The 13,443-nt window shown below is 56.9% G+C and carries 13 protein-coding genes and 1 rRNA gene; 8 read left to right on the forward strand and 6 right to left on the reverse strand.

Annotated elements, in window-relative coordinates:
- Positions 1–1,132 (reverse strand): 16S ribosomal RNA (locus tag QF010_RS10375); the annotation flags it as partial.
- Positions 1,133–1,684: 552 nt separating this feature from the next.
- Positions 1,685–2,884: a tyrosine--tRNA ligase gene (tyrS, locus tag QF010_RS10380; protein WP_033056187.1), complete on the reverse strand. Its 1,200-nt coding sequence runs from the start codon at positions 2,882–2,884 to the stop codon at positions 1,685–1,687.
- A gap of 212 nt (positions 2,885–3,096) precedes the next feature.
- Between tyrS and QF010_RS10385 the strand changes: the two genes are divergently transcribed.
- Both QF010_RS10385 and QF010_RS10390 read left to right on the forward strand, forming a co-directional pair.
- On the forward strand, positions 3,097–4,521 hold the full coding sequence (locus QF010_RS10385; RefSeq protein ID WP_033056188.1) for a peptidoglycan DD-metalloendopeptidase family protein: 1,425 nt from the start codon (positions 3,097–3,099) through the stop codon (positions 4,519–4,521).
- A gap of 3 nt (positions 4,522–4,524) precedes the next feature.
- On the forward strand, positions 4,525–5,616 hold the full coding sequence (locus tag QF010_RS10390; protein WP_033056190.1) for an anhydro-N-acetylmuramic acid kinase: 1,092 nt from the start codon (positions 4,525–4,527) through the stop codon (positions 5,614–5,616).
- Between the two features lie 66 nt (positions 5,617–5,682).
- Here QF010_RS10390 and erpA read toward each other — a convergent pair whose 3' ends face one another.
- Both erpA and argC read right to left on the reverse strand, forming a co-directional pair.
- On the reverse strand, positions 5,683–6,033 hold the full coding sequence (gene erpA, locus QF010_RS10395) for an iron-sulfur cluster insertion protein ErpA (RefSeq protein ID WP_007947969.1): 351 nt from the start codon (positions 6,031–6,033) through the stop codon (positions 5,683–5,685).
- A 168-nt stretch (positions 6,034–6,201) separates the two neighbouring features.
- Positions 6,202–7,236: an N-acetyl-gamma-glutamyl-phosphate reductase gene (gene argC, locus QF010_RS10400; RefSeq protein WP_008147251.1), complete on the reverse strand. Its 1,035-nt coding sequence runs from the start codon at positions 7,234–7,236 to the stop codon at positions 6,202–6,204.
- A 135-nt stretch (positions 7,237–7,371) separates the two neighbouring features.
- On the opposite strand from argC, the gene hemJ reads away from it, so the two are divergent.
- From hemJ to coq7, 6 genes are all read left to right on the forward strand, one after another.
- Complete coding sequence (hemJ, locus tag QF010_RS10405; RefSeq protein WP_008147249.1) at positions 7,372–7,800, forward strand: protoporphyrinogen oxidase HemJ; 429 nt, start codon at positions 7,372–7,374, stop codon at positions 7,798–7,800.
- Positions 7,801–7,833: 33 nt separating this feature from the next.
- Entirely contained in the window at positions 7,834–8,802 is a 969-nt protein-coding gene (locus tag QF010_RS10410) for an NAD(P)H-dependent flavin oxidoreductase (RefSeq protein WP_429533076.1), read from the forward strand.
- 87 nt (positions 8,803–8,889) lie between these two features.
- Positions 8,890–9,855: a DUF805 domain-containing protein gene (locus QF010_RS10415; RefSeq protein ID WP_429511776.1), complete on the forward strand. Its 966-nt coding sequence runs from the start codon at positions 8,890–8,892 to the stop codon at positions 9,853–9,855.
- 62 nt (positions 9,856–9,917) lie between these two features.
- A complete protein-coding gene (locus QF010_RS10420; protein WP_033056193.1) occupies positions 9,918–10,706 on the forward strand; it encodes an SDR family NAD(P)-dependent oxidoreductase in 789 nt (262 codons plus the stop codon).
- 82 nt (positions 10,707–10,788) lie between these two features.
- Entirely contained in the window at positions 10,789–11,127 is a 339-nt protein-coding gene (locus QF010_RS10425) for a histidine triad nucleotide-binding protein (RefSeq protein ID WP_008147240.1), read from the forward strand.
- 126 nt (positions 11,128–11,253) lie between these two features.
- Positions 11,254–11,901 carry a 2-polyprenyl-3-methyl-6-methoxy-1,4-benzoquinone monooxygenase gene (gene coq7 / locus QF010_RS10430; protein ID WP_008147238.1) on the forward strand — a complete coding sequence of 216 codons (648 nt, stop codon included), beginning with the start codon at positions 11,254–11,256 and terminating at the stop codon, positions 11,899–11,901.
- A 65-nt stretch (positions 11,902–11,966) separates the two neighbouring features.
- Here the strand turns inward: coq7 and speD are convergent, their stop codons facing one another.
- Both speD and QF010_RS10440 read right to left on the reverse strand, forming a co-directional pair.
- Positions 11,967–12,761: an adenosylmethionine decarboxylase gene (speD, locus tag QF010_RS10435; RefSeq protein ID WP_429533077.1), complete on the reverse strand. Its 795-nt coding sequence runs from the start codon at positions 12,759–12,761 to the stop codon at positions 11,967–11,969.
- A gap of 188 nt (positions 12,762–12,949) precedes the next feature.
- Positions 12,950–13,372, reverse strand: coding sequence for an OsmC family protein (locus QF010_RS10440; protein ID WP_008061600.1), 423 nt, complete (start codon positions 13,370–13,372; stop codon positions 12,950–12,952).
- Positions 13,373–13,443: the final 71 nt, after the last annotated feature.

Here is a 13,443-nt window from a genome sequence, read left to right on the forward strand (position 1 = left end):
ACGTGCTGGTAACTAAGGACAAGGGTTGCGCTCGTTACGGGACTTAACCCAACATCTCACGACACGAGCTGACGACAGCCATGCAGCACCTGTCTCAATGTTCCCGAAGGCACCAATCCATCTCTGGAAAGTTCATTGGATGTCAAGGCCTGGTAAGGTTCTTCGCGTTGCTTCGAATTAAACCACATGCTCCACCGCTTGTGCGGGCCCCCGTCAATTCATTTGAGTTTTAACCTTGCGGCCGTACTCCCCAGGCGGTCAACTTAATGCGTTAGCTGCGCCACTAAGAGCTCAAGGCTCCCAACGGCTAGTTGACATCGTTTACGGCGTGGACTACCAGGGTATCTAATCCTGTTTGCTCCCCACGCTTTCGCACCTCAGTGTCAGTATCAGTCCAGGTGGTCGCCTTCGCCACTGGTGTTCCTTCCTATATCTACGCATTTCACCGCTACACAGGAAATTCCACCACCCTCTACCATACTCTAGCTTGTCAGTTTTGAATGCAGTTCCCAGGTTGAGCCCGGGGATTTCACATCCAACTTAACAAACCACCTACGCGCGCTTTACGCCCAGTAATTCCGATTAACGCTTGCACCCTCTGTATTACCGCGGCTGCTGGCACAGAGTTAGCCGGTGCTTATTCTGTCGGTAACGTCAAAACACTAACGTATTAGGTTAATGCCCTTCCTCCCAACTTAAAGTGCTTTACAATCCGAAGACCTTCTTCACACACGCGGCATGGCTGGATCAGGCTTTCGCCCATTGTCCAATATTCCCCACTGCTGCCTCCCGTAGGAGTCTGGACCGTGTCTCAGTTCCAGTGTGACTGATCATCCTCTCAGACCAGTTACGGATCGTCGCCTTGGTGAGCCATTACCTCACCAACTAGCTAATCCGACCTAGGCTCATCTGATAGCGCAAGGCCCGAAGGTCCCCTGCTTTCTCCCGTAGGACGTATGCGGTATTAGCGTCCGTTTCCGAGCGTTATCCCCCACTACCAGGCAGATTCCTAGGCATTACTCACCCGTCCGCCGCTCGCCACCAGGTACAAGTACCCGTGCTGCCGCTCGACTTGCATGTGTTAGGCCTGCCGCCAGCGTTCAATCTGAGCCATGATCAAACTCTTCAGTTCAAACATCTTTGGGTTTTTAAGAAACCCTAAACTTGGCTCAGCAATCGTTGGTTACATCTTTGATTTCTCGCGGAGTAACTTGTGATGCTGATAATCTTGTTGACTATCAGTCTGACTCCACAAGCACCCACACGAATTGCTTGATTCAGTTGTTAAAGAGCGGTTGGTTAAGAGCTTTCGTCTCAACCGAGGCGCGCATTCTACAGCAGCCTCTGTTGCTGTCAAGCGGTTATTTTCCGAAGTTTTCAAAGTTTCCTTTGCAACTTCAACCACTTGCGCTTTCGATCTCTCGTTAGCGGGAGGCGAATTCTACAGCGTTACTCGCTGCTGTCAACACCTCTTTTGTTCCGCTTTCGACCGAGAAGATCGAATCGTTAAAAGAGCCAAACCACCCTGCTCTTTCAACTCCTTCTGGGCTTCGATGAGCTGAAGCCACTCGCTGCCGAAAACTGCGTAACTCATTGTTTACCAAGGAGTTTTTCGTTTCGACTGCGCCGGAAGTGGGGCGAATTATAGACTTCCAGAATCTACCGTCAACCCCTAATTTGAGCTTTATTCGGATTTGAGCGTAATACGCGCAAATGCCTTCTTCCCTGCCTGGCACACATGGGTCGCGCCCAGTACGTATATAAAGGTGCGATCGACAACCTCACCATCTATACGCACACCACCAGACCCCAGAAGGTCTCGCGCAACAGCCGAATTCTTGACCAGGCCCGCCTTATTAAGGACAGCAGCGATCGGCATGTCTTCAGTAGCAGTCAATTCGATCTCCGGCAGATCGTCCGGCAGTTCGCCATCCTTCATACGGTTACCCGCTGCACGGTGAGCATTGGCCGCAGCCTCTTCACCATGGAAGCGCGCAACGATCTCTTCAGCCAGCTTGATCTTGATATCACGCGGATTGGCCCCCGCCTCGACATCAGCACGGAATGCATTGATCTCATCCATGGAACGGAAACTGAGCAACTCGAAGTAGCGCCACATCAGCGCATCCGGAATGGAAACCAGTTTGCCGTACATCACACCCGGCGCTTCCTGAATACCCACGTAGTTGCCCAAAGATTTGGACATCTTCTTCACGCCATCCAGACCTTCGAGCAGCGGCATGGTCAGAATGCACTGAGCCTCTTGACCATACCCACGCTGCAGTTCACGCCCCATCAACAGGTTGAACTTCTGATCAGTACCACCCAGCTCGACATCCGCGCGCAAGGCTACCGAGTCGTAACCCTGAACCAGCGGATAGAGAAACTCATGAATGGCGATCGGCTGATTGGTGGTGTAGCGCTTATAGAAGTCGTCGCGCTCAAGCATGCGAGCCACGGTGTACTGAGAAGTCAGGCGAATGAAATCGGCCGGCCCCATCTGATCCATCCAGGTGGAGTTGAACGCAACTTCGGTTTTCGCCGGATCAAGAATCTTGAAAACCTGGGTCTTGTAGGTCTCGGCATTCTCGAGAACCTGCTCGCGGGTAAGAGGAGGACGCGTCGCACTCTTGCCACTCGGATCGCCGATCATCCCGGTGAAGTCACCTATAAGGAAGATCACCTGATGCCCCAGCTCCTGGAACTGGCGCAGCTTGTTAATAAGCACGGTATGACCCAGGTGCAAATCCGGCGCGGTCGGATCGAAGCCTGCCTTAATACGTAGCGGCTGGCCACGCTTGAGCTTTTCGATCAGCTCGGACTCGACCAACAGTTCTTCCGCACCACGTTTAATCAGCGCTAGCTGCTCTTCAACCGACTTCATAACAGACCCGCAAGGCTCGAATTCAAAGGGAACCAACCATACAAGATCGCGCGTCAAATACAAGTTTTGCCCGGCGCACGGACGCCAATCCACGGACACAGCGTTCGCGGACTTGCTTCAGAGATGATTTGGTTATATTTTATACAGTTATTTCATCTTCATCATGTCATTCATCTTTTCCAATTCATCTTTTTCAAAGTCAAAAATTACCTATGACCAAAGAATCGTCTAAAGCGCCGCCGCTTTACCCGAAGACTCACCTGCTCGCAGCAAGTGGCATCGCCGCCCTTCTGAGCCTGGCGCTTCTGGTATTTCCTTCCAGTGATGTTGAAGCCAAAAAGACGACCCTGAGTCTTGAACTGGAAAGCCCTGCTGAACAACTGACACAAGATCAAGACGCTGCCGAGGCCGTCCAGGCCACAAATGAGCCAGCAGCTTCCCCTTTCGCGCAGATCGAAAACAGCGCCGAAGAACCCCAGGAAACCGCTCAGGCCGCGCCCGCGCCGGCGCCTGTGATCGAAGAAAAAAAGTCTCCAAACCACAGGGAAGTGATCGTTTCTAAAGGCGATACGCTCTCCACACTGTTTGCAAAAGTCGGCCTTCCAGCAGCTTTGGTGCATGAAGTGCTGGCCAGTGACAAACAAGCCAAGCAGTTCAGTCAGCTCAAACATGGCCAGAAACTCGAATTCGAACTAGGCCCCAATGGCCAGCTGACCAACCTGCACAGCAAGGTCAGCGACGTAGAAAGCATCACCCTGACCAAGAATGACAAGGGTTATGCATTCAACCGCATTACCGCCAAGCCGACCGTGCGCTCCGCCTACGTTCATGGCGTGATCAACAGCTCCCTGTCACAGTCCGCTGCACGCGCCGGCTTGTCCCACAGCCTGACCATGGACATGGCCAGCGTGTTTGGCTATGACGTCGACTTCGCCCAGGATATTCGCCAGGGTGACGAGTTCGATGTCATCTACGAACAGAAAGTCGTCAATGGCAAGGCTGTCGGCAATGGCCCGATCCTTTCCGCTCGCTTCACCAACCGCGGCAAGACCTACACCGCTGTGCGTTACACCAATAAACAAGGCAACAGCAGCTACTACACTGCTGACGGCAACAGCATGCGCAAGGCGTTTATCCGTACCCCGGTGGACTTCGCCCGTATCAGCTCAAAATTCTCGATGGGCCGCAAACACCCGATCCTGAACAAGATCCGCGCTCACAAAGGCGTCGACTATGCAGCGCCGCGCGGTACTCCAATCAAAGCAGCCGGTGACGGCAAAGTGTTGTTGGCCGGTCGCCGTGGCGGCTACGGCAATACCGTGATCATCCAGCACGGCAACACCTACCGTACGCTGTACGGCCACATGCAGGGCTTTGCCAAAGGCGTGCAGACTGGCAGTAGCGTCAAACAAGGCCAGGTGATCGGCTACATCGGCACCACCGGACTTTCCACCGGACCGCATTTGCATTACGAGTTCCAGGTCAATGGCGTGCACGTCGACCCACTAGGCCAGAAGGTGGCGATGGCCGATCCGATCTCCAAAGCCGAGCGCGCACGTTTCCTCGCACAGAGCCAACCGCTGATGGCGCGCATGGATCAAGAGAAATCCACGCAGCTGGCTTCGAGCAAGCGCTAAGCCATGGCTCTCTATATAGGTGTGATGTCCGGGACCAGCCTCGACGGCCTGGACATAGCGCTGATCGAGCTGACTCCGGCGATCAACCTGATCGCCACGCACTACACCCCAATGCCTGAATCCCTGCGCGCCGAGCTGCTTGGCTTGTGCGCCAGCGGCCCGGACGAGATTGCCCGCTCCGCGATCGCTCAGCAAAACTGGGTGACATTGGCAGCACAGGGCATCCATACCCTCCTCGACCAACAAAACCTGAAACCCGAAGACATTCGCGCGATTGGCAGCCACGGCCAGACCATTCGCCACGAACCGGCGCGAGGTTTCACCGTGCAGATCGGCAACCCTGCCCTTCTGACCGAGTTGACCGGCATCACCGTGGTCAGCGACTTCCGCAGCCGCGATGTTGCGGCTGGCGGACAAGGCGCCCCACTGGTCCCAGCCTTTCACGAAGCGTTGTTTGAAGAACGCGCAGGCAATCGCGCGGTATTGAACGTTGGCGGATTCAGCAACCTCAGCCTGATCGAGCCCGACAAACCGGTAGCCGGTTTCGACTGCGGCCCGGGCAATGTGCTGCTGGATGCCTGGATTCACCAGCAACGCGGCGACAACTTTGATCGCGATGGCCAATGGGCTGCCAGCGGCAAGGTCGAACCGGCCCTGCTGAACGAACTGCTGAGTGATCCATTTTTCGTGACCAAAGGCCCCAAGAGCACCGGCCGCGAAGTGTTCAACCTGCCATGGCTGACACAGCATCTATCGAAGCTGCCGACCTTCGCCGCCGAAGATGTACAGGCAACCCTGCTCGAACTGACCGCCCTGACCATCGTCGAGTCACTGCAAGGCGCTCAAACAGATACTCAGGAACTGTTGGTTTGCGGCGGCGGCGCGCACAACATCACACTGATGAATCGATTGGCCAGCTTGCTGCCTAACGCCAAGGTCAGCAGCACCGCGGCTTACGGTGTAGACCCCGACTGGGTCGAAGCCATGGCCTTCGCCTGGCTGGCCCATTGCTGCCTTGAAGGCATCGCTGCCAATCGCCCCAGCGTCACTGGCGCCCGCGGCCTGCGCGTACTCGGCGCCATCTACCCCGCTTAATCTGCACACAGCAAAACGCCGCAGAGCCCTGAAGCCATGCGGCGCTTGGTGATGCGGTGATTGCGATCAGATCGAGAACGAAGAGCCGCAGCCACACGTGGTGCTGGCGTTCGGATTCTTGATCACGAAGCGCGACCCTTCCAGGCCTTCCTGATAATCCACCTCGGCACCTGCCAGGTACTGGAAGCTCATCGGGTCAACGACCAGACTCACCCCTTCGCGCTCGACAATGGTGTCGTCATCGGCCACTTCTTCATCGAAGGTGAAGCCGTACTGAAAACCTGAACAACCGCCGCCCGTAACGAATACGCGCAGTTTCAAGCGATCATTCCCCTCTTCATCGACCAGGCTCTTCACCTTGTGCGCGGCACCGTGGGTGAATTGCAAAGCCGTGGGGGTGAAGGATTCGACGCTCATGCTAACTATCTCCCGGCGTTACGCCGCCATAATGCGTGATGACGCGCATTATCCGCTTCTCCTAGAAAATCGGTCAACTATTGTTACGGTATATCAATCAACCCAATCGTAAGCCCTGAATGCAAAAAGGCCCGTCAGACGGGCCTTTTTGCTGAGCAGGATAAAGCCTTACGGCAGCATGCCTGCATGGGACAGACCCAAACGCTCATCCAGGCCAAACAGGATGTTCATGTTCTGCACCGCCTGCCCCGACGCGCCTTTGACCAGGTTGTCGATCACCGACAACACCACCACCAGGTCACCATCCTGTGGACGATGCACCGCAATACGGCAAACGTTGGCACCGCGCACGCTACGGGTTTCCGGATGGCTGCCAGCGGGCATGACATCGACGAACGGTTCGTTGGCATAACGCTTTTCAAACAGCGCCTGCAGATCCACGGAGCGATCCACGACAGTCGCGTAGAGCGTCGAGTGGATACCTCGAATCATTGGCGTCAGGTGCGGAACGAAAGTCAGTCCGACGTCCTTGCCCGCTGCGCGACGCAGGCCCTGGCGGATTTCCGGCAAGTGACGGTGACCTTTGACGGCGTAAGCCTTCATGCTTTCCGACGTCTCGGAGTACAGCGAACCTACAGATGCGCCACGACCGGCACCACTGACACCGGATTTGCAGTCAGCAATCAAGCGGGTGGTATCGGCAAGACCTGCTTCAAGCAATGGCAGGAAACCCAATTGCGTAGCGGTCGGGTAGCAACCCGGCACAGCGATCAGACGAGCCTGCTTGATCTGCTCGCGATTGACTTCCGGCAAGCCGTAAACCGCCTCTTCCAGCAGTTCCGGCGCGCCGTGTGGCTGACCGTACCACTTGGCCCACTCATCAGCGTCTTGCAGACGGAAGTCCGCTGACAGGTCGATGACTTTGGTCCCGGCAGCCAGCAATTCGCCGGCCAGGGCATGAGCAACACCGTGAGGCGTTGCGAAGAACACCACGTCGCAAGCGCCCAGCGTCTTGATGTCCGGAACGCTGAACGCCAGGCCATCGTAATGACCGCGCAGGTTCGGATACATATCAGCCACGGCCAGACCGGCCTCGGATCGGGAAGTGATGACCACCACTTCAGCTTGCGGATGTTGCGCCAACAGACGCAGCAGTTCGACACCGGTGTAACCCGTGCCGCCGACGATACCGACCTTGACCATAAACCTGCCCTCAACGAACCCACTGGAAAGCCGTCGATAATAGGGCCCGTATCGTTCTGCGACAACCGGCAAGGTGACGTGCGGACGCTCTACCACCTACTATCTTCGCTACCGTGAACCTGGGAATAACTAAAAATGCTTTATCTGTGGCTCAAAGCGCTTCACATCGTCAGCATGGTCTGCTGGTTTGCCGGCCTGTTCTACCTGCCGCGCCTGTTCGTTTATCACGCCCAAAGCGAAGACACCGTCAGTAAAGAACGCTTCAGCATCATGGAGCGCAAGCTGTACCGCGGCATCATGGGGCCGGCGATGATCGCCACCTTGATTTTCGGCATCGCGCTGATCGCCCTCAACCCAAGCATATTCAGTCAAGGTGCGTGGATTCACGCCAAGTTGACCCTGGTGGTGATCCTGATCGGCTACCACCACATGTGTGGCGCTCAGGTAAAACGCTTTGCCCGTGGCGAGAACACCCGCAGCCATGTCTTTTATCGCTGGTTCAATGAAGTGCCGGTTCTGATATTGCTGGCTATCGTAATTCTGGTTGTGGTTCGACCGTTCTAACTTCAATACGCACAACTCACCGGGGTACTACCAATGTCGCTGCCCGCTCTGCTCGAACAACGTTTGCGCCTGCCCGTGGTGGCGGCGCCGATGTTCCTGATTTCCAATCCGCAATTGGTGCTCGCCTGCTGCCGTAATGGCGTGGTGGGCAGCTTCCCCGCGTTGAACCAGCGCGAGAGCAGCGGCTTCAAGGCCTGGCTGGAAGAGATCGAAGCAGGATTGGCGACATTGGAGAACCCGGCGCCTTATGCGGTGAACCTGATCGTCCACAACACCAATCCACGACTGCAGGCAGACCTTGCAATCTGCATCGAGCACAAAGTGCCGATTGTGATCACCAGCCTCGGCGCCGTGAAAGAACTGGTCGACGCCGTGCACAGCTACGGCGGTCTGGTGTTCCACGACGTGACGACTCGTCGCCATGCAGAGAAAGCCGCTGAGGCCGGGGTCGACGGTTTGATTGCCGTGGCCGCAGGTGCCGGTGGTCACGCCGGAACCTGGAGTCCGTTCTCGCTGATTGCCGAGATCCGCCAATTCTTCGACAAGACCCTGCTCCTGGCCGGTTGCCTGAACCACGGCCACGAGATTCTCGCGGCACAATTGCTCGGTGCGGATCTGGCCTACTTCGGCACGCGATTTATCGGCACCACCGAAAGTCATGCGCCTGACGCCTATAAAGAGATGCTGCTGACTTCCAGAGCCGCAGACATCGTCCATACTCCTGCGGTGTCGGGAGTACCGGCGAGCTTTATGCGTCAGAGCCTTGAGGCTGCAGGTTTCGACATGAAAGCGCTGCAAGGCAAGGGCGAGGTGGATTTCGGCTCCAAACTCAAGCCCGTCAGCGATGAAGCCAAAGCCTGGAAAACCGTGTGGTCCGCAGGCCAGGGTGTCGGCGAGATCGATGACCTGCCAAGTGTCGATCAATTGGTCGCTCGCCTCGATGCCGAGTACCGCAAAGCATTGGAGCTGGCGGCAGTGCTGCCCAAGCGCTGGCCTCGCTGACAAGTAAAGCTTGGCCAGCCCATTCCGGCTCGCCTTACACTCCACCCGCAATACTCCCTGACACTCTCGCGACAAGGATGCCTCGCAATGAGCGAAAACCGTTTCAAGATCGTATTCGACGGCGCTCTACTGCCAGGTGTTGACGCCACCACCGCCAAGCTCAATCTCGCCGGGTTGTTCAAAAGCGATGTGGCTGCCATCGAGCGACTGTTCAGCGGCAAGCCGGTTGCGCTCAAACGCGACCTGTCACAGGTCGATGCGCAGATTTATCTCCAGGCGCTGACCAAAACCGGTATCGATGCCCGGATTGAATCCGAACCCTCGATCGAGCTGAACCTGTCCGACGTTCATGAACACGCCCCTGCCGTTGCGGCAGATCCCGAATCCCCTTACGCACCACCCCAGGCTACCGTTGGCGAAGCCTTGCCCGCGTTTTCCACACTCAAGCCGTTCAGCTTCGCGGGTCGGATCGGCCGCTTGCGTTATCTGGCCTGGACGATGTCCCTGACACTGGTGACCCTTGGCGCAGGCTCTTTGCTTGCCGTTTTCGCCTTGGCCCTCATCACTACGGACTCGACCGCTGGCCTGATTCTCGGTGGATTGCTGGCCTTTATTCTCTTCGTGGTGCTCGCGTTCGTCAGCATCCAGTTCAGTGTCCAGCGCCTGCATGATATCGGCTGGTCTGGCTGGCTCTGGCTGCTGACCCTCGTGCCTTTCGTGGGCAGCCTCTTTCCGTTCGTGATGGTGATTGTGCCGGGTAATAACACCGCCAATCGATACGGTGCGCCACCACCGCCCAACAGCACCGCGGTCAAGGTCCTGTCTTCATTGTGGCTGGTGTTAATCGCGATCCTGTTCATCGGCGGACTGACCGGTGGCCTTACTACCCTTCAGAGCGAATACGAAAGCGCCACCCAGAGCAGCTATGAAAGTGACTCCGTGACCACCGAAGAGATCGAAGATCAAAGCGCCGTGGAAGCAGAGCCAGCGCCAAATTCAGCCGACGATGCAGCCGAAGAAGCCCAGCCCCCTGTAGACTCTGCGAAAGAATGAACAGCGCTCCCCGCCCGTGACACCTGCGTCGCCGGCGCGGAGCTGTTGCGATGGAGAAATGCATGACCCGTTACGCTCTGATCACCGGCGCTTCCAGCGGCATCGGCCTGGCGATGGCCGAAGCGCTGGCCCGGCGCGGCCGCAGCCTGATTCTGGTGGCCCGTCAGCGTGATCAGCTGGAAAGTATTGCGATTGAACTGACTCAACGTTTTGGCGTGGAAGTGCTGTTCCGAGCCTGTGACCTCGGCGAACCGCTACGGCTGTCCGGTTTTCTGCTGGAGCTGGAGGAAGGTGATCGACAGATCGATTTGCTGGTCAACTGCGCCGGCATCGGCACCTGCGGCCCTTTTCTGGCTCAGGACTGGATGACCGAGCAGGACCTGATCGAAGTGAACATCCTCGCGCTCACTCGCCTGTGTCACGCGATCGGCAACAGCATGGCGCTACAAGGCGGCGGGCAAATCTTGAATGTCGCCTCGGTAGCGGCGTTCCATCCCGGCCCGTGGATGAGTACTTACTACGCCAGCAAAGCTTATGTGCTGCACTTTTCCGAAGGGTTGCGCGTCGAACTGAAAAAATGTGCGGTCAAAGTGTCGGTGCTCTGCCCCGGCCCTACCCGCACGGCGTTTTTCCGCACCGCGCAATTGGACACTGGCAAACTGATCGACAGCAAAATGCTGATGAGCCCCGAGGAAGTCGCGCTCTACACCGTGCGGGCTCTGGAGAAAAATCGCGCCATCATTATTCCGGGTCGACGCAACCGCTGGCGCGCCTTCCTGCCGCGACTCGGCTCGCGCTGGCTGACCCGGACAATTGCCGGCATGGTCAACAAGGCTTACTGCCCGCGCTGATCGTACCCTCAAGGTAAAAGGCTGGGCTCGGGCATAACCCATGGTTACACTCAGGCCAGCCAAAACAACGGAGAAAACAGCTGTGGATACTCTGTTCACCAAGATCATCAACCGGGAAATCCCGGCCAAGATCATTTACGAGGACGACCAGGTACTGGCCTTCCACGACATCGCCCCACAGGCACCGGTACATTTTCTGGTGATCCCGAAAAAAGCGGTGCGCACGCTTAACGACCTGACCGAGGACGACAAGGCACTGGCTGGACATATTCTGTTCACCGCCCAGCGTCTGGCCCTTGAACTGGGCTGCGAAGAGGGCTTCCGCGTGGTGATGAACTGCAATCCACTGGGTGGGCAGACCGTCTATCACATTCATATGCACGTGCTGGGTCAGCGCCAGATGCATTGGCCGCCGGGCTGATTGCGATAGACCCTGTGGGGGTGGGCAACCCCGCTCCCACAAGCACCTGCGACGCAATGACCCAGCGCAAACCTTCCCCGGCCGATTGGGTTAAACTGGCCGCCGAGATTCTTCCCGGAGGTCAGCATGACTACCCAACGTCACTACTCGCCGATTGACCGCCTTCTGCTGCAAGCCGATGCCGCGATGCGTACTTTGTTGCCCTTCAGTGGTCAGCCGTACCGTCCTTCGCCCGCTATCGTTCAGCCGGATGCGCAAATGAGCGACGAAGACACCCGGCACGTTGCCGGTCTGATGCGCATCAACCATACCGGCGAAGTCTGTGCCCAGGCGCTGTATCAGGGTCAGGCCCTGACCGCCAAGCTGCCGCAAGTGCGTGCTGCCATGGAACATGCCGCCGAAGAGGAAATCGACCACCTGGTCTGGTGCGAACAACGCATAAAACAGTTGGGTAGCCATACCAGCATTCTCAATCCGCTGTTCTACGGCATGTCGTTCGGGATTGGTGCGGTGGCCGGATTGATCAGCGATAAAGTCAGCCTGGGTTTCGTTGCCGCGACCGAGCATCAGGTGTGCAAACACCTCAACGAACACCTTGAGCAACTGCCAGCCGAGGACGAAAAGTCCCGGGCGATCCTCGAGCAGATGCGCATCGATGAAGAACATCACGCCGAAAGCGCGCTGGAGGCAGGGGGTTTCCGCTTCCCGGCACCGGTGAAGTTCGGCATGAGCCTGATGGCCAAGGTCATGACCAAGAGTACTTACCGGATCTGATCCCCCCAAATCCCAGGCACAAAAAAGGGCGCTGTTCAGCGCCCTTTCTTTTTGCTCGCAGAAAATCAGCTCGACATGTTGCGCCCGTAGAAGATTTCCAGCATTTCGTGTTTCACACGCTCGGTCACCTGGGCACGCTGCTCAGAAGACAGGTTGCTGGTGGCGTCGCCGAACAGGTAGTTATCCAGTTCGAAGTTCTTCAGCAGCATTTTGGTGTGGAACAGGTTTTCCTGATAAACGTTCACGTCGGTCATCTGGTACGCGCCGCGAGTGTCTTCGGAAAGGTAGTTCTGAATCGAGTTGATCTCGTGGTCGATGAAGTGCTTTTTGCCTTCCACGTCACGGGTGAAGCCGCGCACACGATAATCCACGGTCACGATGTCCGAATCGAACTGGTGGATCAGGAAGTTGAGCGCCTTGAGCGGTGAAATGACGCCACAGGTCGACACATCAATGTCCACACGGAATGTCGCGATGCCATCGTCCGGATGGATTTCCGGGTAGGTGTGCACCGTGATGTGGCTCTTGTCGAGGTGGGCCAGGATAATTTCAGGCAGCGGGCCCGGGGACTCTTCGATCTGACTGTCGGTCGGGGTCACCGGCTCTTCGGAGATCAGAATCGTGACACTGGCGCCTTGGGGTTCATAGTCCTGACTGGCGATGTTCAGGATGTTGGCACCAATGATATCGACAACTTCTGTGAGGATCTGCGTCAGGCGCTTCGCGTTGTACTCTTTATTGATGTACTCGACGTAAGCCTGCTGGTCCTGCGGGGTTTGCGCATAGCAGATGTCATAGATGTTGAAGCTCAAGGTCTTTGTCAGGTTATTGAACCCGTGGAGCTTGAGTTTGCTTTTCACCGTTAGACGCTCTCTGTGTGTTGCGGACCGGCCGCGTGATCAAGCATGCCCGTCAGATGCGAACGACGCACCTGCGCAGGACGGATCAACACCTCTTCGCGATGGCGATTTTAGTTATCTGTTCGGGTGCAGACGCGAGCTTGGGATCGTCACAGTCTGCACTGCCTTTATGATAGTTGAATGTCGATTCAACCGAGTTCGATGATCTCGTAGTCGTGTGTGATCTCTACGCCCGCCGCGCCCAGCATGATCGACGCCGAGCAATACTTCTCGGCAGACAGCTCGATGGCGCGTTTGACCTGGGCTTCTTTCAAGCCACGGCCCTTGACCACGAAGTGCATGTGGATCTTGGTGAAAACCTTCGGATCTTCGGTAGCACGCTCGGCTTCGAGGAAGGCTTCGCAGCTTTCAACGGCCTGACGGGACTTCTTGAGGATGCTGACCACGTCGAAATTGCTGCAACCGCCAACACCCAGCAGGAGCATTTCCATCGGCCGGACACCCAGGTTACGACCGCCGGCATCGGGCGGACCGTCCATGACCACGACATGACCGCTGCCGGATTCGCCGAGGAACATGGCTTCACCAGCCCATTGGATGCGTGCCTTCATCGCCAAGACTCCACTGTATAAAAAAGGGTCGCCAGCTTAGCACAGGGGCCTTGATTGACGGCGTCTCGCCT

The organism is Pseudomonas silensiensis, assembly GCF_050434865.1.
Taxonomy (GTDB): Bacteria; Pseudomonadota; Gammaproteobacteria; order Pseudomonadales; family Pseudomonadaceae; genus Aquipseudomonas; species Aquipseudomonas fluorescens_W.